Origin of the sequence: Rhizobium aethiopicum (assembly GCF_900094625.1) — a bacterium.
In the GTDB taxonomy this organism is placed as follows: Bacteria; Pseudomonadota; Alphaproteobacteria; order Rhizobiales; family Rhizobiaceae; genus Rhizobium; species Rhizobium aethiopicum.
Genome location: NZ_FMAJ01000009.1, coordinates 176,024 through 193,747 on the forward strand (window position 1 = coordinate 176,024; position 17,724 = coordinate 193,747).

Annotated in this window: 19 protein-coding genes; 12 read left to right on the forward strand and 7 right to left on the reverse strand. The window is 61.8% G+C overall.

The genetic code is table 11. From position 1 onward, the window contains the following. Positions 1-223: 223 nt before the first annotated feature. A complete protein-coding gene (gene purM / locus GA0061105_RS20175) occupies positions 224-1,297 on the forward strand; it encodes a phosphoribosylformylglycinamidine cyclo-ligase (RefSeq protein ID WP_092752431.1) in 1,074 nt (357 codons plus the stop codon). Next, positions 1,294-1,965: a phosphoribosylglycinamide formyltransferase gene (gene purN / locus GA0061105_RS20180; protein ID WP_092752433.1), complete on the forward strand. Its 672-nt coding sequence runs from the start codon at positions 1,294-1,296 to the stop codon at positions 1,963-1,965. Before purM ends, purN begins: the two co-directional genes overlap by 4 nt. Before the next feature lie 114 nt (positions 1,966-2,079). Here the strand turns inward: purN and GA0061105_RS20185 are convergent, their stop codons facing one another. From GA0061105_RS20185 to GA0061105_RS20195, 3 genes are all read right to left on the reverse strand, one after another. Then, positions 2,080-3,249 (reverse strand): alpha-D-ribose 1-methylphosphonate 5-triphosphate diphosphatase, encoded by a 1,170-nt coding sequence (locus tag GA0061105_RS20185; RefSeq protein ID WP_092752435.1) that lies wholly within the window; start codon positions 3,247-3,249, stop codon positions 2,080-2,082. A gap of 147 nt (positions 3,250-3,396) precedes the next feature. Next, positions 3,397-3,987, reverse strand: coding sequence for an NUDIX domain-containing protein (locus GA0061105_RS20190; RefSeq protein ID WP_092752437.1), 591 nt, complete (start codon positions 3,985-3,987; stop codon positions 3,397-3,399). Further along, on the reverse strand, positions 3,984-6,188 hold the full coding sequence (locus GA0061105_RS20195; RefSeq protein ID WP_092752439.1) for a molybdopterin-containing oxidoreductase family protein: 2,205 nt from the start codon (positions 6,186-6,188) through the stop codon (positions 3,984-3,986). Before GA0061105_RS20195 ends, GA0061105_RS20190 begins: the two co-directional genes overlap by 4 nt. A 16-nt stretch (positions 6,189-6,204) precedes the next feature. Between GA0061105_RS20195 and GA0061105_RS20200 the strand changes: the two genes are divergently transcribed. Further along, complete coding sequence (locus tag GA0061105_RS20200) at positions 6,205-7,074, forward strand: 23S rRNA (adenine(2030)-N(6))-methyltransferase RlmJ (protein ID WP_092752441.1); 870 nt, start codon at positions 6,205-6,207, stop codon at positions 7,072-7,074. Between the two features lie 156 nt (positions 7,075-7,230). Next, a complete protein-coding gene (locus GA0061105_RS20205; protein ID WP_064692496.1) occupies positions 7,231-7,827 on the forward strand; it encodes a glutathione S-transferase in 597 nt (198 codons plus the stop codon). Between the two features lie 96 nt (positions 7,828-7,923). Here GA0061105_RS20205 and GA0061105_RS20210 read toward each other — a convergent pair whose 3' ends face one another. Continuing rightward, complete coding sequence (locus tag GA0061105_RS20210) at positions 7,924-8,559, reverse strand: outer membrane protein (protein WP_064692495.1); 636 nt, start codon at positions 8,557-8,559, stop codon at positions 7,924-7,926. 365 nt (positions 8,560-8,924) lie between these two features. Here GA0061105_RS20210 and GA0061105_RS20215 point away from each other — a divergent pair, with 365 nt between their 5' ends. The 5 genes from GA0061105_RS20215 to GA0061105_RS20235 all read left to right on the forward strand — a co-directional run bounded on the left by GA0061105_RS20215 (position 8,925) and on the right by GA0061105_RS20235 (position 13,450). Continuing rightward, on the forward strand, positions 8,925-9,692 hold the full coding sequence (locus GA0061105_RS20215; RefSeq protein ID WP_092752443.1) for an SDR family oxidoreductase: 768 nt from the start codon (positions 8,925-8,927) through the stop codon (positions 9,690-9,692). Beyond that, complete coding sequence (gene uvrC / locus GA0061105_RS20220) at positions 9,689-11,728, forward strand: excinuclease ABC subunit UvrC (RefSeq protein ID WP_092752445.1); 2,040 nt, start codon at positions 9,689-9,691, stop codon at positions 11,726-11,728. The genes GA0061105_RS20215 and uvrC overlap by 4 nt, the downstream gene beginning before the upstream one ends. A gap of 163 nt (positions 11,729-11,891) precedes the next feature. Continuing rightward, positions 11,892-12,482 carry a CDP-diacylglycerol--glycerol-3-phosphate 3-phosphatidyltransferase gene (gene pgsA, locus GA0061105_RS20225; RefSeq protein WP_064692492.1) on the forward strand — a complete coding sequence of 197 codons (591 nt, stop codon included), beginning with the start codon at positions 11,892-11,894 and terminating at the stop codon, positions 12,480-12,482. Beyond that, entirely contained in the window at positions 12,479-12,733 is a 255-nt protein-coding gene (gene moaD / locus GA0061105_RS20230; protein WP_064692491.1) for a molybdopterin converting factor subunit 1, read from the forward strand. The genes pgsA and moaD overlap by 4 nt, the downstream gene beginning before the upstream one ends. Before the next feature lie 258 nt (positions 12,734-12,991). Further along, complete coding sequence (locus tag GA0061105_RS20235) at positions 12,992-13,450, forward strand: molybdenum cofactor biosynthesis protein MoaE (RefSeq protein WP_092752447.1); 459 nt, start codon at positions 12,992-12,994, stop codon at positions 13,448-13,450. A gap of 327 nt (positions 13,451-13,777) precedes the next feature. Here GA0061105_RS20235 and GA0061105_RS20250 read toward each other — a convergent pair whose 3' ends face one another. Next, positions 13,778-14,674 carry a branched-chain amino acid ABC transporter permease gene (locus GA0061105_RS20250; RefSeq protein WP_092752449.1) on the reverse strand — a complete coding sequence of 299 codons (897 nt, stop codon included), beginning with the start codon at positions 14,672-14,674 and terminating at the stop codon, positions 13,778-13,780. A 64-nt stretch (positions 14,675-14,738) separates the two neighbouring features. On the opposite strand from GA0061105_RS20250, the gene GA0061105_RS20255 reads away from it, so the two are divergent. Both GA0061105_RS20255 and GA0061105_RS20260 read left to right on the forward strand, forming a co-directional pair. Beyond that, positions 14,739-15,284, forward strand: coding sequence for a CGNR zinc finger domain-containing protein (locus tag GA0061105_RS20255; protein WP_092752450.1), 546 nt, complete (start codon positions 14,739-14,741; stop codon positions 15,282-15,284). Next, positions 15,281-15,784 (forward strand): hypothetical protein, encoded by a 504-nt coding sequence (locus GA0061105_RS20260; protein ID WP_064692487.1) that lies wholly within the window; start codon positions 15,281-15,283, stop codon positions 15,782-15,784. The genes GA0061105_RS20255 and GA0061105_RS20260 overlap by 4 nt, the downstream gene beginning before the upstream one ends. Positions 15,785-15,856: 72 nt before the next feature. Here GA0061105_RS20260 and ndk read toward each other — a convergent pair whose 3' ends face one another. Both ndk and GA0061105_RS20270 read right to left on the reverse strand, forming a co-directional pair. Beyond that, positions 15,857-16,279 (reverse strand): nucleoside-diphosphate kinase, encoded by a 423-nt coding sequence (ndk, locus tag GA0061105_RS20265; protein WP_004680549.1) that lies wholly within the window; start codon positions 16,277-16,279, stop codon positions 15,857-15,859. An 81-nt stretch (positions 16,280-16,360) separates the two neighbouring features. Next, entirely contained in the window at positions 16,361-17,050 is a 690-nt protein-coding gene (locus GA0061105_RS20270; protein ID WP_092752452.1) for a glutathione S-transferase family protein, read from the reverse strand. Positions 17,051-17,188: 138 nt separating this feature from the next. On the opposite strand from GA0061105_RS20270, the gene GA0061105_RS20275 reads away from it, so the two are divergent. Then, on the forward strand, positions 17,189-17,698 hold the full coding sequence (locus tag GA0061105_RS20275; RefSeq protein ID WP_092752454.1) for a DinB family protein: 510 nt from the start codon (positions 17,189-17,191) through the stop codon (positions 17,696-17,698). Positions 17,699-17,724 lie beyond the last annotated feature (26 nt).

The window sequence follows — 17,724 nt, forward strand, 5'->3', positions numbered from 1 at the left end:
GCCGCTAAACGCCGCGGCCTATCCGGCGCGGTCATTCAGCACATAGGATGCAGGCGCAAAGATGGTCAACCCTGTTGCGCCAAATCCCGGAAAGGCCGGTTGAAGACGCGGGAAATTGGGGGCTTTTCCCATGCAGCGCTTGCATAAAGGCCCCTGTCATGCAATTGCGACCGGCAGATGACGCGGCATGTCAGCCGCCTGAAAATAGCCAGCGGAGACCAGCATGAGCCAGTCTGGGAAAAATGGCCTGACTTACAGCGATGCGGGCGTCGACATCGATGCCGGCAACCTCCTCGTCGAGAAGATCAAGCCGGCGGTGCGCTCGACCCGCCGTCCGGGCGCCGACGGCGAGATCGGCGGCTTCGGCGGGCTCTTCGACCTCAAGGCCGCGGGCTTTACCGACCCCGTCCTCGTCGCCGCCAATGACGGCGTCGGTACCAAGCTGAAGATCGCAATCGACGCCGATTACCACGACACCGTCGGCATCGATCTCGTCGCCATGTGCGTCAACGATCTCGTGGTGCAGGGCGCCGAGCCGCTGTTCTTCCTCGACTATTTCGCGACCGGCAAGCTCGACCCCGACCAGGGCGCGGCGATCGTCGGCGGCATTGCCGCCGGCTGCCGCGAGGCCGGCTGCGCGCTGATCGGTGGCGAGACGGCCGAGATGCCGGGCATGTATTCCTCCGGCGATTATGACCTGGCCGGTTTCGCCGTCGGCGCCGCCGAACGCGGCAAGCTGCTGCCATCCGGCGATATCACCGAGGGTGACGTGATCCTCGGCCTTGCCTCCTCCGGCGTCCATTCCAACGGTTTCTCGCTGGTGCGCAAGATCGTTGAACTCTCCGGCCTCGGCTGGGATGCACCGGCACCGTTCGCCGAAGGAAAGAAACTCGGCGAAGCCCTGCTCGAGCCGACCCGCATCTATGTGAAGCCGCTCCTGAAGGCGATCCGCGAGACCGGCGCGCTGAAGGCACTCGCCCATATCACCGGCGGCGGCTTCCCGGAGAATATCCCGCGCGTGCTGCCAAAGCATCTGGCGGCCGAGATCGATCTTGCCGCCGTCAAGGTGCCGCCGGTCTTTTCGTGGCTCGCCAAAACGGGCGGCGTCGAAGTCAAGGAAATGCTGCGCACCTTCAACTGCGGCGTCGGCATGATTGCTGTCGTTGCAAGTGAAAACGTCGCGACCGTTTCCGCGGCACTGGAAGCCGAAGGCGAAAAGGTCGTCACGCTCGGCCGCATGATCGGCCGCGACGAGGGTGCTGCCGGCACGGTCTACACGGGCACGCTCGCCTTATGAGCACGCCGCGCAAACGCGTCGTCGTCTTTATATCGGGTGGCGGCTCCAACATGATGGCGCTGATTGCGGCCGCGAAAGCCGCCGACTATCCGGCAGAGATCGTCGGCGTGATATCGGACAAGGCGGAGGCCGGCGGACTTGCCAAGGCGTCCGCCGAGGGCATCGCCACCTTCGCCTTCCCCCGCAAGGATTATGACAGCAAGGAAGCGCACGAGGCGGCGATCTTTTCCGCGCTCGACTCGCTTTCGCCTGACATCCTCTGCCTGGCAGGCTACATGCGGCTGCTGACGGCGACCTTCATCCAGCGTTACGAAGGCCGGATGCTCAACATCCACCCTTCCCTGCTGCCACTGTTTCCCGGCCTTCACACGCATCAGCGCGCAATTGACGCCGGCATGCGCATCGCCGGCTGCACCGTGCATTTCGTCACGGAAGCCATGGATGAGGGACCGACGATCGGCCAGGCGGCCGTACCGATTCTTTCCGGCGACACGGCCGAAAGCCTTGCCGCCCGCGTGCTCACCGTCGAACACCAGATCTATCCGCAGGCGCTGCGGCTCTTTGCCGAAGGCCGCGTCACGATGGAAGGCGGCAAGGCCTTCGGCAACGAGTCTTCCGCCGTCGTCCCTCGAGGCCAGCTTATTTCGCTGATCGGCGACCGCGCGTAAAGTGCAACCGCACCCTCTCGGTCCCGCGCAAACCTCTCGCATGACACGTCCCCTCGCCCGTTTACGGGGAGAGGGTTAGGGTGAGGGGCAGCCATCAAGTTCTAGCGAAATGCATCAAGCCGCCAGCGCCCGTAGCGGATGCAGCGTGCCGTCGCTATAAACGAAGCGACCGGCGCGGAATGTTGCGCGGATGCGGTTGATATCGCCCGGCTCGACCACGACCAGATCGGCGCGCTGGCCGATAGCGATTTCGCCGCGGTCCGACAGGCCGGCGGAGCGGGCGGCGTTGCCGGTCGCCATGGCGACGGCGGCCGGCAGGTCGCCTTCCGCCACGTCGGCGAGCTTGAAGATGCCGGGCACGAACGCGGCCGGGTGATAATCGGCGGCGATGATGCTGAGCAATCCAGCCTTGGCGGCATCGAGGGCGCTGAGGTTGCCCGACATCGACTGGCCGCGCAGCGCGTTCGGGGCGCCCATCAGCGTCCAGAGGCCGCGGCGGCGGGCCTCCTCGGCGGCAGGCGCGGTCACCGGAAACTCGCTGATGGTGACGCCGAGATCATGCATCTCGGCGACCTTTTCGACGCTGTCATCGTCATGCGAGGCGAGCGACAGCTTGTGTTTCAGCGACAGCGCGACGACCTCTCTGAGCTTGGCCTCGATCTCAGGATTGCTGCGCATGGCGATGCGCTTGGCGACGATCTCGGCAGCCATTTCCTCGGAGATGGCGCGGCGCTCGGAAATGCTGAGGATGTAGCTTTGCAGGTTGTTGTACTGGCCCTGCCCCGGGGTGTGGTCGGTGAGCGAAACCATGTCGATCTGATTGTCATTCAGCAGGCGCTCGAGCGCCGGAGCGGCGCCGACATTGGTAATTTCGTAGCGGGCGTGGACGCGGTGGTCGATCAGCAGATCGTCGCGCAGGCGGTTGATGCCCTCGATCACCGCGGACGTCGTCTCCAGCGAGCGGACGTGGCCGTAGACGCTTTCGGTGGCGAAGGACACGGCGGCGAAGGCCGTGGTGACACCTGCGGCGGCAAGCTTCTTGTCGAGTTCGTGGATGCCGAAATCGATCGGCATCGTCGCATTCGGCCGCGGTGCGATCTCGCGCTCAATCATATCGCCATGGAGATCGACGAAACCGGGCATCAGCAGCCGGCCGCCGCCATCGATGGCGGCAGCCGCTACCGGCTCGGGCCGGATATCGGCGATGACGCCATCCTCAACACACACGGAACCTTCACTCACCACCTCGTTTGGGAGTACGAGGGTGAAATTGCTGAGCCACATGGGCTTTCTCCTGACGGCATCGATGATTGCCAGACCGCAGCGGATAGAACCGCTTCGTGACAAACATATGAAATTTTCGAACGCCACAACCGCGATAGCGAAACCGTCTTGAGCCCAACCCAACGGCTTCCCGAGAGCGCTCATCCGCTATCGAAGTTTATTCCTGTTCAACAACGCCCATTGCAGCAGCATGATCGTCTTGGCGTCGAAGATCTCGCCGGTTTCGATCATTCCGGCGGCTTCGTCGAGCGGGACTTCGAGAACCTCGATATCCTCGTGCTCCTCCGCCAGGCCGCCGCCTTCGGCGACGCGATCGGCAGTGTCGATCAGGGAGACGAAGAAATGGACGACTTCGGCAATGGCGCCCGGCGACGGGTAGCACTTGAAGAGGAAGCGCGCATCGCGCAGGTGGTAACCGGTTTCTTCCATCGCCTCGCGGCGGATCGCCTGTTCGGGATGATCATCGTCGAGCAGGCCGGCCGGCACCTCGATCATCCAAGCGGGATCGCCATTGAGATGCACGGCAAGGCGGAACTGGCGGACGAGAACGACGAGATCGCGTTTCGGATCATAAAGCAGGATGCAGGCGGCCGGCGTGCGGTGGTAGACCTCCCGCTTCAGCTGCTGGGTCGCGCCCCTACTGTCGATATAATCGAGCAAATAGCTGCTCAACCGCGTCCACCCATTCGACAGCGTTTCCTCGCTGACGATCTTCACCCGTGATTTCGGCTGCATCATGCTGCGTCCTTGCGAAGCCAGACCTTATTATCGTGAACAGCGGCCCCGCCATAGGGCGCGACCGGGTCGGCGCCGGTCAGGACGTTGATTCCCTCGCCGTCGACATGCGCCTTGTTCGGCCAAAGTCCCTCGGCAATCAGCACGCCTGATTTCACTTCGGTGGTGATGCGGGCGTGGATGCGCAGGTCGCCGCGGCTGTTGCCGATGCGGACGAGATCGCCATTGGCGATGCCGTTGGCTTCGGCGTCGGCCGGATTGATCATCACTTCGGGGCGGCCTTCCTTCTGACGCGAGGTCTTGGTTTCGGAGAAGCTCGAATTCAGGAAGTTGCGGGCGGGCGATGTGGCGAGACGGAAGGGATGCTCGGGATCGGCGACTTCGATGACATCGACCTGATCCGGGAAGGCCGGAAGCTCGGCATACGGCCCGAGCACGCCGATCGCCGCCGGCGGCTTGTTCGGCGCCGGCTGATTGATCCAGTCCGGGCGGAAATGGAACCTGCCATCCGGATGGGCAAAACCGTTCAGAAAGTGTGCCTCCTCAAAAGCCGGCTGGCGATCGAACCATTTGTGTTCGAGAAAATGATCGTAATCCGGCAGGCCGCTCGATTCGAGCACACGGTCGACCATTTCGCGAGCGGTGAAACCGAAGCCGGGGCGGTCGGCGACGCCGAGGCGCTTGGCCAGTTCTTCGATGACGAAGAGATTGGTGCGCACGGTTGGCGGCGGCTCGACCAGCTTCGGTCCCAGCAGGATGTGGTTCTGGCCGCCGGCGCGATAGATGTCGTCGTGCTCGACGAACATGGTCGCAGGCAGCACGATGTCGGCAATCTCGGCCGTTTCGGTCATGAACTGCTCGTGGACGGCGACGAAGAGATCGTCGCGGCCAAAGCCACGTCTGACGAGGCGTTGCTCGGGGGCGATGTTTGCCGGATTGGTGTTCTGGATCAGCATCGCCGTCACCGGGCCGCGATGGCGCAAAGCCACCGGATCTCCGGTCAGTACCCGGCCGATCTGCGACTGGTCGAGCATACGGATATCGGCATCCTTCATCGTCCGGCCGGTCAGTTCCGCGTTGTTCATGCGAAAGATATCGCTGTTCGAATGGAAGGCGCCGCCGCCCTCATATTGCCAGGAGCCGAGAACGGTGGCGACCGAGGCGGCCGCATGCATGGCGACCGCGCCATTGCGCTGGCGGGTAAAGCCGTAACCCAGGCGGAAGAAGGTCTTTTTCGTCGTGCCGACGAGGCGGGCGAAAGCTTCGATCTCCCCGACCGAAAGGCCGGTGATCGCAGCCGCCCATTGCGGCGTCTTGGTCTTCAGATGCGCTTCGAGGCCTTCGGGATCATCGGCATATCTCGCCATGTAGTCACGATCCGCATAACCATCTCGGAAGGCGACATGCATGACGGCGCAGGCAAGTGCGGCATCGGTGCCCGGCTTGACGATCAAAGCCATGTCGGCCTGCTTCATCGTCGGGTTGTCGTATATGTCGACGACGACGATCTTGGCGCCACGCTCCTTGCGCGACTTGATGGCGTGCGTCATCACGTTGACCTGGGTCGAGACGGCATTGGTGCCCCAGATGACGACGCAATCGGTGCGGCCCATCTCGCGCGGGTCGGGGCCGCGCAGCGCCCCGGTCGCCATGGTGAAGCCGGTCCAGGCCGGGTTGGTGCAGATCGACGAGAAGAAGCCGGAATAACGCTTGGCATGGCGCAGCCGATCGATCGAGTCGCGCTGCACCCAACCCATAGTGCCGGCATAAAAATAGGGCCAGATCGCCTCGCTGCCGTCCCTCGCCTCGGCTTGCACGAAGGCTTCGGCGATCTCGTCAAGCGCATTCTCCCAGGAAATCTGCTGCCACTGCCCTGCCCCCTTGGCGCCGGAGCGGCGCAAGGGATGCATCAGGCGGTCGGGATGGTAGAGCCGCTCGGCGTAACGGGCGACCTTGGCGCAGATGACGCCTGACGTATAGGAATGATCGTTTGCGCCACGCACGCGGCCGATGCGGCCATCCTCCGATATCTCAACCTCCAGTGCGCAGGTGGAGGGACAGTCGTGCGGACAGGCCGTGTGGCCGACCTTGCTGTCCAGCTTCGGGGATTTGGCTTCGATGGGGGTCGCAATGTTCATGACCTTTGTATATTGCAAGGCTTCTAAGGCCAAAAGCCAGAAAAACTCCGGATAACGCGAATTCATACGGACATCAGCGAAAATGAACTACCGCCACATCTACCATGCGGGCAATTTTGCCGATGTGCTGAAACATGCCGTGTTGGCCCGGCTGATCCGCTACATGCAGAAGAAGGAGGGAGCCTTCCGCGTGCTTGATACGCATGCTGGCATCGGGCTCTACGACCTCTCTTCCGAGGAAGCGCAAAAGACCGGAGAGTGGCAGGGTGGCATCGGCAAATTGATACATGCGGAACTCGGGCCTCAGGTTTCCGAGCTGCTCGAGCCCTACCTCTCGGCAATCCGCGAACTCAATCCCGAGGGCGGTATCCGCTTCTATCCCGGATCGCCGAAGCTTGCCCGCATGCTGTTCCGTCCGCAGGACCGGCTATCGGCGATGGAACTGCACCCCGAGGATTATGCCCGGCTGCATCGGCTGTTCGAGGGCGATCACCACGCCCGCATCACCGAACTCGACGGCTGGCTGGCGCTCGGCGCGCATCTGCCGCCGAAGGAAAAGCGCGGCATCGTGCTCGTCGACCCGCCCTTCGAGGAAGAGGACGAATACCAGCGTCTGGCCGCCGGCCTGGAAAAGGCCTATCGCCGGTTTCCCGGAGGCACCTATTGCCTGTGGTATCCGCTGAAGAAGGGCGCACCCATCAAGGAATTTCACGAGACGCTGCAGGCGCTCGACATCCCGAAGATGCTCTGCGCCGAACTCACCGTGCGCAGCGACCGCGGCATCACGGGACTGACCGGCTCCGGCCTCGTCATTGTCAACCCGCCGTTCACATTGAAGGATGAGTTGCACGAGATGCTTCCCGCGCTGAAGGACCACCTAGCGCAGGACCGTTTCGCCTCCCACCGCGCCTTCTGGCTGCGCGGCGAGAACAAGGTGACCAAGGCCGATTGACCGGGAAACCGGCTTCGGGGATAGTCCCCGCTCGAGCGCGTTGCAGAGAAGTTGATCACGCTACACGCTTTAGTTCTCTGTTTTATGCATGTCGTTGTCCCAAAACCGCTGCACGCTTTTGGCCCATGCATTAGTCACAATCTCGTCAGGTACCTCATGAAGCTTCTTTGTTCCCCCGCCTCGCCCTATTCCAGCAAGGTGCGGATGGCCGCGCATTTTCTCGGCATCGAGATCGACGCCATCCGGGTCGACACCAATACCGGACCGGCAATCCTGGTGGACAACAATCCGCTCGGCAAGATCCCTACGCTTCTGACCGATGACGGGGTTTCGATCTTCGACAGCATCGCGATCATGCATTATTTCGACCGGCTGACGAAGGGCGGGCTTTACCCGTCGAAAAACGGAAAACGCACGGATGCGGAAGTGCTCGAAGCGCTCTGCGACGGCATTTGCGACTGCCTGCTGGCCATCGTCTACGAGCGGCGTTTCCGCGACGAGGAAAAGGTTCACCAGCCCTGGATCGACCGGCAATGGAAGAAGGTGACGGCCGGACTCGCCCATCTCGGCGCCAAGCCGCCGAAACTCGGCAAGAGGCTTAATGGCGGGCATTTTGCGCTGGCCGCTACGCTCGACTATCTCGACCTGCGCTTCAAGGACCAGTGGGAAACCGATCATGCGCCGCTGATCGAATGGCTGGCGCAGTTCGAAAAGAAATTCCCCGCTCATCGCGAACTCAAGGCCAGCGCCTAATCCGAGAACGACAACAAAGCGTCTGCAAACAATGGGCGAACAGCAAAAAGCCGGGCGATGAGCCCGGCTTCTGCACGTTCGGAAGGGTCAATCGGCTCAGAACTTGACGCCGATGCCGAGCTTGACGCTGTTCTCGTCGTAACCGCGCGAGAAGCTGCCGGAGTCGAGGTCGTAATCCTTGCTCTGGTAGTCGGTGTAGCGGTATTCCAGGCGCGTCGTGATGTTGTTGGTCACGAAGGCTTCGACACCGGCGCCGACCGTATAGCCGTAGTTCGTCTTGCTTTCGGACGAGGTGTCATCGGAAACCTTGACGTTGCCGAGGGCAAGACCGGCCGTACCGTAGAGCAGGAAGGGGTTCATGTCGTAGCCGACGCGGCCACGGACGGAGCCGTTCCAGCCATATTTGTTCTCGACGCCGCCCGAGGAAACGTCGTCGCCGCTGTAGCCGAGATCGGATTCAACGCCGTAAACAATCTGGCCTGCTTGCCAGTTATAGCCGGTGAAGACCTGGCCGCCGAAACCGTAGGTGTGGCGATCGGAACCGAAGTCGCCCATGTTGTAGGTGCCGGCGCCGCCGAGGTAGAAGCCCTCCCAGTTGCCGGCCGGCTTGACCGGGGCGTCCTGCGCAACCGGTGCTTCCGGAACCTGATCGACGGCATCGGCCGCCTGAGCTGCGGAAACGCCCGCGATTGCAAAAGCAGAGGCCATGAGGCCAGCAATGAGTACACGCATACTTTTCTCCTTTCAGTCCCGCGCCGCTTTTCATCTGTCTATCAGCGAAGCATTGGCGGGGAAATTGCCAGATGTCCCTTCCGGATCGAGACTGAAATTGGAACTGAATTGCGGATTTGAAAGAGCCAAATTGTGATATCATTGTGGCTGCCGCATGGCCGAAATTCGATGTTGCTTGAGAGCAACATACACTTCATTAACCTTACTCGGCAGTTAAACTCGAAATACTTATTTTAAGAAATCGCATTCTTAAATAATACATAGAATATCCCCGCCGAGGATGCAACCGTAGCCGCCTATTTATATAATCTACGCCCACCCCTATATAGGTTGCACACAGACTCGCGGGATCAGAAGGCAAGATTTTGAACCACAAAAGACTTCGCTCAGCCCTCATAACAGGGGCTGCCAAGAGAATAGGCCGGGCAATGGCCGAAGACCTTGCTGCAAGTGGCTTTTCCGTTGCGATCCACGCAAACGGCTCCCTCGGCGAAGCCGAGGAGCTGGCGGCGGAATTGCGGCGAAAGGGACAAAGGGCGATCGCGCTGCGGGCCGATCTCACCGATGTCGGCGAAGCGGGCGAACTGATCGCGAAGGCGTCGGAAGCGCTCGGGCCGCTCGATCTGCTCGTCAATAATGCGTCGGTCTTCCAACACGATTCCGCGCGGGGTTTTAACGCCGCCACATGGGCGCTGCACTTCGACCTGCATGTACGCGCGCCCTCGATCCTCGCGGCTGCCTTCGCGCAGCAGGTGCCGGCCGAGGCCGCGGGGCTGATCGTCAACATCATCGACCAGCGGGTCTGGGCGCTGAGACCCAGCTTCTATTCCTATACGCTCTCCAAGTCGGCGCTGTGGACGGCAACGCAGACGCTTGCCCAAGCTTTGGCTCCACGCATCCGCGTCAATGCCATCGGCCCCGGCCCCTCGATGCCGAGCGAGCGGCAGACGTTGGAGGACTTCCAAGCGCAGGTCTCAGCCCTTATTCTGCAGCGAGGGCCGGAACTGGAAGAATTCGGACAAACGATTCGCTTCCTTTACGACACGCCCTCGATCACCGGCCAGATGATTGCCCTCGACGGCGGCCAGCACCTAGCCTGGCAGACGCCTGACGTGGCGGAGATTAAGGAATGAACGGACGAAAGCTGCCGGATGGCGGCGTTCTCTACGACGATACGGATGAGAGTGAAGACGAAATCGAGGTGGAAGGCGACGTTTCCGCCTCGCCCGTTGCGGAAGCCGTCGACTGGAACGCCGGCAGCCTCAACGAGACCGGGCTTGTCGGCGCCGAACTGATCGGCGAGTTCGTCAAGCGTCTGCCGAACAGCCCCGGCGTCTACCGCATGTTCAACGCCGAGGGCGACGTACTCTATGTCGGCAAGGCGCGTAGCCTCAAAAAGCGCGTCGGCAACTACGCCGTCGGCCGCGTGCATTCCAACCGCATTGCCCAAATGGTGCGCCAGACCGCCAACATGGAATTCGTGACGACGCGTACGGAAACCGAAGCGCTGCTGCTGGAAGCGAATCTGATCAAGCGCTTGCGGCCGCGTTTTAACGTGCTGCTGCGCGACGACAAGTCCTTTCCCTACATCCTCATCACCGGGGATCATCGGGCGCCTGCCATTTTCAAGCATCGCGGCGCGCGAGCTCGAAAGGGCGATTATTTCGGGCCTTTCGCTTCGGCCGGCGCGGTCGGACGCACGATCAATTCGCTGCAGCGCGCCTTCCTGATCCGCACCTGCACCGACAGCGTCTTCGAAACACGCACACGGCCCTGCCTGCTCTACCAGATCAAGCGCTGTTCCGGCCCCTGCACGCACGAGGTCAGCGACGAGGGCTACGCCGAGCTGGTGCAGGAGGCGAAGGACTTCCTGTCCGGCAAGAGCCAGAAGGTGAAGTCGCACATGGCCGAAGCGATGAACCAGGCGGCCGAGGATCTCGATTTCGAACGGGCGGCCATCTATCGCGACCGCCTGGCAGCACTCTCGCATGTGCAGAGCCACCAGGGCATCAATCCGGCCGGCGTCGAGGAGGCCGACGTGTTCGCCATCCATCACGAAGGCGGCGTGTCCTGCATCCAGGTGTTCTTCTTCCGCACCGGTCAGAACTGGGGCAATCGCGCCTATTTCCCGAAGGCCGACCCGCAACTATCAAGCGCCGAAGTTCTGAATGCCTTCCTCGCGCAATTCTACGACGACAAGCCGGTGCCGAAACAGATCATGCTGTCGGAGACGGTCGAGGAATTGGAGTTGCTTGCCGCAGCGCTCGGCGAAAAGGCCGGCCACAAGGTCTCCATCCTCGTGCCGCAGCGCGGCGAAAAGCGCGATCTCGTCGAGCACGTGATCGGCAACGCGCGCGAAGCCCATGGGCGAAAGCTCGCCGAGACGGCGTCGCAGTCGCGGCTGCTCGAAGGTTTCAAGGACACCTTCGGACTAGCCTATGCGCCGCAGCGCATCGAAATCTATGACAACTCGCACATCATGGGCACCAATGCCGTCGGCGGCATGGTGGTGGCGGGGCCGGAAGGCTTCGTGAAGAACCAGTACCGCAAGTTCAACATCAAATCGACCGACATCACCCCCGGCGACGACTTCGGAATGATGAAGGAGGTGATGACGCGGCGGTTCTCACGGCTGATCAAGGAGGAAGGTATTCCGGACCGGACGGCGCAGGCCGGTGCTGTCGACGCCGCCGATATGCCTTTCCCCGCCTGGCCGGACGTGATCCTCATCGACGGCGGCCAGGGGCAGATGACGGCCGTGCGCGCCATCCTGGCCGAGCTCGGCATCACCGACAGCGTGACGGCGATCGGCATCGCCAAGGGTGTCGACCGCGATGCCGGGCGTGAGCGCTTCTTCCCGCCGGGGCGCGAGAGCTTCACGCTGCCGCCGCGTGATCCGGTGCTTTATTTCATCCAGCGCATGCGCGACGAGGCGCATCGTTTTGCGATCGGTTCGCACCGGGCGCGGCGGAAGAAGGAAATGGTAAAGAACCCGCTCGACGAGATCGGCGGCATCGGCCCGTCGCGCAAACGGGCGCTGCTACAGCATTTCGGCACGGCGAAGGCGGTTTCCCGCGCCGCGCTTTCCGATCTAATGGCTGTGGAAGGTATTTCGGAAGCCGTCGCCAAGCAGGTCTATAACCATTTCCACGATGACGCCGCGAAATAACCGGCGTCCGTCGCAAATTCCACGCAAAGGCAGTGAAAAGACAGAAACAATATTGACGGTCTGCGGCCAAAGCCGTCATCTACCGCATCGGCCCGAAAATCGGAATCGATTTTCGTAAAGGCGCGCGGCGCTGCAGCGGCGCATCAATTCAGAGAAACGATCCATGGCATCGCGTGCGTACAGCCTTCCCAACCTTTTGACTTACGGCCGCATCCTCGCCGTGCCGCTGATCGTTCTCTGCTTCTTCGTCGAGGGCAGACTGTCGATTAGCAATACGGCGCGCTGGGTGGCGCTGTGGATCTTCGTCATCGCTTCGCTCACGGATTTCCTCGACGGCTATCTTGCGCGCATCTGGAACCAGACTTCGAATATCGGCCGCATGCTTGACCCGATCGCCGACAAGCTGCTGGTCGCCTCGATCCTTCTGCTCGTCGCGGCCGACCAGACCATTGCCGGCTGGTCGATCTGGGCGGCAATCACCATTCTCTGCCGCGAAATCCTGGTTTCCGGCCTTCGTGAATATCTTGCGGCGCTGAAAGTCAGCGTACCGGTGACGCGGATCGCCAAATGGAAGACGACGCTGCAGCTCGTCGCCATCGCCTTCCTGCTTGCCGGCCCGGCCGGCGACGAGATTTTCCCCTATACGACGCAGACCGGCATCGCGCTCTTGTGGATCGCAGCACTGCTGACCATTTATACCGGCTACGACTATTTTCGTGCGGGGCTGAAACATATCGTGGATGACGAGGAATGACGCGGCTTGTCTATTTCGCCTGGGTGCGCGAGCGCATCGGCAAGGGTGAAGAGGAGATCGACCTCCCCTCCTCCGTCATCACCGTCGCCGATCTTCTGAATCATTTGAAGACGCTGGGCGAAGAATATGAAGCCGCACTTCAATATCCGGAGGTGATCCGCGTGGCGCTGGATATGGAACATGTCGAACATGACGAGCCGATCGGCGCCGCACGCGAGATCGGGATCTTTCCGCCGATGACGGGGGGATGAGACGGTGACGGTGGTGACGTGTCGCTACCCCCCTCTGCCCTGCCGGGCATCTCCCCCACAAGGAGGGAGATTGGCCGTGCGCACGGGCTTCCTCAAACAATCGGCGTTTCAGCCCGATGAAGCTGTAAATGGTCAGGAAGAGCGCGCCACTTGTGATCTCCCCTGCGGGGGAGATGGCCTGCAAGCCAGAGGGGGGCGGACACGGCACAGCCTTTCCGCATTCTTCACAACGGCTTTAAAGCAGCGGAGGATTTCGCTGTGACCACACCCACCATCCGCGTCCAGCACGAAGACTTTGACCTGCAAGCCGAGGTCGATCTCCTCTCCAAAGGCAAACCCGGCATCGGCGCCGTCGTCACCTTCTCCGGCCTCTGCCGCGATGAAGGCGGTGCACTCGCGGCACTTGAACTCGAGCATTATCCCGGCATGGCCGAAGCCGAGATGACCCGCATCAGCGAACTCGCCATCACCCGTTTCGGGCTGCTCGGCCTGACCGCCATCCATCGTTACGGCAGGATCGGCGTGGGCGAGAATATCGTGCTCGTCGTCGCAGCCGCGCCGCACCGGCAGGCGGCATTCGACAGCGCCAATTTTGTCATGGACTTCCTGAAGACCGCGGCCCCCTTCTGGAAGAAGGAGCATGGCAAGGACGGCGCCGGCGGCGACTGGGTTGCGGCGAAGGACGCTGACGATGCGGCGCGCGACAAGTGGAAGTGATCAGAGCATGATGCCGAAAACTGTGCGCGGTTTTCTTACAACATCAAGCGCCACTTCTAGAGCCTTTCCGGGTTAGCTTGAATCATTCTGTTGGCTCAAACGGAGTCGGATGGTCGACCGGCCGGCGCGCGTCGTTGCCCAGCTCTACGGCCAAGCCGGCCGGTCGATCAGCCGGCCCGTTTCAGCCAACCCGAAGGGCCGGGCATCTTTCCGCCAGGATCAAAGGCGATCGGCTCGGACGTACCTTTGGGTATGCCCGTCGCCAATCGCCTTTGCCCTGACGAAAACCTGCTCCGGCAGAATGCTTCAATCTAACCCGGAAAGGCTCTAAAGCACGACGCGCTCCCTGCGGCTCATGACCAGCAGCAGGACAAGCAGCGAGAAGATAACGAGATCGCGCCAGACGAAGGGGCCATAGGCGCCCCATAGGGTTTCGACGACAGCAAGCCCGGCAGCTCCGCCCGCCGAACGCAGCGGATTGGAATAGCCGCCGACGGCTGCGATCAGCAGCACCTTTAGCCCGAACATCAGACCCGCGCCGAAGTCCATCGAACCGTAATAGAAGGTGGCGAGGATGCCGCAGATGGTGGCGACGAGAGCGGCGGCGGTATAAGCGACAAGGAAGACGCGGCTGGCGCTGGTGCCGCAAAGTTCGGCGGCCAGCGGATCGTCGGTGACGGCGCGCCAGAGGCGCCCCCAGGCCATACGCCTGAGGATCAGCGCACCAATCGCCACGATGGCTGACATCAGCGCCGCGTCGATCAGTTGGATGTAGGTTAGAGTCACTTTGAACGGGCCGTCGCTCCAGAACACGACGACATCGTTCAGGAACGGCGGCAGCCAGATCGCTCGGCTATCGGCAGCGAGCCGGGCGGTTTCCATCAGCACGATCATGATGCCGAGAGCGGCGACGATGACCATATTCGGCGATTTGCTGGCGAGTGGCAGCATGATCGAGCGACCGATCCAGATGCCCGCCGCCAGCGAATAAACGATCGCAACGCAGGCGCCAATGGCAAGGGCGGCCGGCAGCACCAGCCAGAACCTGACATAGGCGAGCTCGGTGAAAAGCAGCAGGATCTGACCCGAGAAGGCGAAGATCGCCCCATAGGTGATGTCGGCGCGCTTGGTCACGCCGAAAGCGACCGCGTAGCCGAAGGCGAGCGCGGCATAGAGGGCGGCAAGCGGAACCGCATTCGCCAGCTGCTGCAGAAGATAGGCCATTCCGAAGACTCCCCGTCGGGAAATTATAACTGGTAAAACACACTTCGCCAGTTATAATTTCCGCATGAGTTTTTCTTGGACCCCTCATCGTTTCGCCGGCGGCGCGCTGGCGCTCGATGTCGCCAACAGCGTGGTTCTGCGCCATGACGAGGCGCGGCGGATCGACCGCTTTGCGGTGAGCGAGCAGATGCGGACCTTTCCGCGCAGTGCCGCCGAATTCTGCGCGGAACGCGCCCTGTTCGGCGAGATCGCGCCGCTGGCAGCGCAAGACGAGGCGGATTTCTTCGCGCTGAGGGAAGCGATCGACCTATTTTTCCGCAAGCGTATACTGGACGGCAGCGACAACCACTTGTTGGCCGGGCTGCTGGAAGCGGTGGCCAAGATCTTGCGCGGAGCCAGTCCCGGCAATCTGGCCGCGGCGACCGCCCATTCGGCGCTCAGGCTGATCGCCATGCCTGATCCGGCGCGCATGAAGATCTGCGGCAATTGCGGCTGGCTGTTCATTGACCGCAGCAAGAACAGGAGCCGCGCCTGGTGCGACATGGCGGTCTGCGGCAACCGCGCCAAGGCGAACCGGCACTATCGGCGCAAGCAGGAGGAGACGCCATGAGAAAACATCTGATCGCAACAGCGGCGGCAGCCGGACTTCTGCTGTCCGCCTGCCAGCGCCAGGCCGAGAATCTGGTCGAGGTCACCGGCCACCTCTTCGTCTTCAACTATCGGGTGGCGAGCGCCACCTATCTGCTGACGCTGAAAAAGACGGGACCTATTCCCGACGGTTCGGCCATCATTGCCGAATTCGAAAATCCCGAGGGGGGCGCGCCGCTAGTGCTGAACCAGAAGATCTACCCGATGGATGACAAGATCGCGCTGCAGAGCGAAAACCTGCACTGCGTGCGTAAGGATCGTCCGTATACGGTGAACGTCCGGCTGGTCGACAAGGACGGCAAGGTGCTGCAGCAGTTGACGACGCAGTTCCGCTCCGACCTCGACCAGACCGTTCTGCCGAGCAAGCCGCTCGTTCTCGGAGCGGGCTATGAAAAGAACCCCGAAGTCTTCAAGCCCGATGGAAGCGTCGACTTCTCGAATACCGACAAATGCCCGGCATAGAAAAAGCCGGAGCGAAGCCCCGGCTTTCGAGAGTCAATTCAAGGCATTGCGAGGCAATGCCGAAGCGCGGCTTCAGCCGACGATTTCGGTGTCGGAGAACCAGTACTTGATTTCCTGGGCAGCGGTTTCCGGAGCGTCGGAGCCATGCACGGAGTTTTCGCCGATCGACAGGGCATGAACCTTGCGGATCGTGCCTTCGTCGGCGTTTGCCGGATTGGTCGCGCCCATGATTTCGCGGTTCTTGAGGATCGCGCCTTCGCCTTCCAGGACCTGGACGACGGTCGGGCCGGAGGTCATCCCTTCGACCAGTTCGCCGAAGAAGGGACGGTCCTTATGAACGGCGTAGAAGCCTTCGGCTTCGCGGCGGCTCATCCAGACGCGCTTGGAGGCGACGACGCGCAGGCCGGCATCTTCGAGCATCTTGGTGATGGCGCCCGTCAGGTTGCGCTTGGTTGCATCAGGCTTGATCATCGAGAAGGTGCGTTCAATCGCCATAGTCAAATCCTCTGTTTTCTCGGGAAAAGTGGGCGGTCTTTACCCGCCCCAACGCCTGAAAACAAGAGGCCGGCGGCAATTTCACGCCGCTGTCACAGTCCTGCCGCGGCTTTCGTTGAGATCGAGGCAGCGTTCAAACCAGAGCATGACGGGATCATCGGCCGCAAGCATGGCAAGGCCAGAGGAGACGCGCAGCCATTGCAGCGCGCCGAAGACGATATAGTCGGCAAAGAGCGGCGATTGCCCGCCGATGAAGGGCTGGAACTTCAGCATGTGCCGCAGCGGCTCCAGCTTGGCGCCGAAGGCGGCCTTCTCCGCCTCGCTGTTGGCGGCAAAGACTTCCAGCGGCTTGCCGAGCCTGACCTCGCGGCTCTGACGAAAGTAGGCCTTATCGCCTTCGTCGAGAATCGCGTGGATATCGAGAAGGGCGATCCGCATGATCGCCGGGTGGATGACCATCTGCGAATAGCCCTCAACCATGCGCGACAGCGCCTTGCCGCCCTCGCCGTCAAACAGCGACGGCCGCTCGGGATAGGCCTCTTCGAGATAGAGGGCGATGGCAAAACTGTCCGAGATCAGCCGGCCATTGTCGTCCAGCACGGGCAGGGTCGGCGACACGCCGCCGCCGATTTCGCGGATACGGGCGTAGGTCGTCGGAATCTCTTCGAAATCGAGCCCTTTATGTGCCAGCGCCATCACCGCCTTCCAGCAATGGGGCGAAAAGAAGTGCCGTTCGTCGGCGCCGCAGAGGGAATAGAGGGCTCTGGTCATAACAATCCTTTCGATTTCTCACTTGCATGCATTCGACGACAGAAAGCGCGTGTGATCAAATCAGGAAATTTCATCGCCCCATCACTCGGATTTCTCGGCAAACGGGTTAGACTGCTCCAGTAGCAGCAGGGTGATCGGATGCTTAGTCATTTCAGGATGTTTGCCGCCTATAACCGCTGGGCCAATGCCCAGGTCTATGCGGCTGTGGCCGAACTCAGCGACACGGAGTTCCGCAGCGACCGCGGCGCTTTCTTCGGCTCGCTTCATCGCACGCTCAACCATCTGCTCGTCGCCGACCGCATATGGATGAAGCGCTTTACCGGTAGCGGCGAAGCGCCGGCGACGCTTGATGCCATTCTCTACCAAGAGCTGGATGCGCTCGCCGCCGCACGCAAGGCAGAGGACGAGCGCATCCTTGCCTGGACAGGCAAGCTCGATGAGGCGAGCCTCGCCGGCGCCTTCACCTATGTGCCGGTGAGCCAACCGATCCAGATCACTCAACCGCTCTCGGGTGCGCTTGCGCATCTCTTCAATCACCAGACGCATCACCGCGGCCAGTGTCATATGATGCTGACGGCGCTTGGCAAACCGAGCCTCGGGCTGGACCTTATCTATTTTCTGCGCAGCGAGGGCCGCGAGTGGATGTGAGACAGCCTTTCCCATCAAGACGGCAT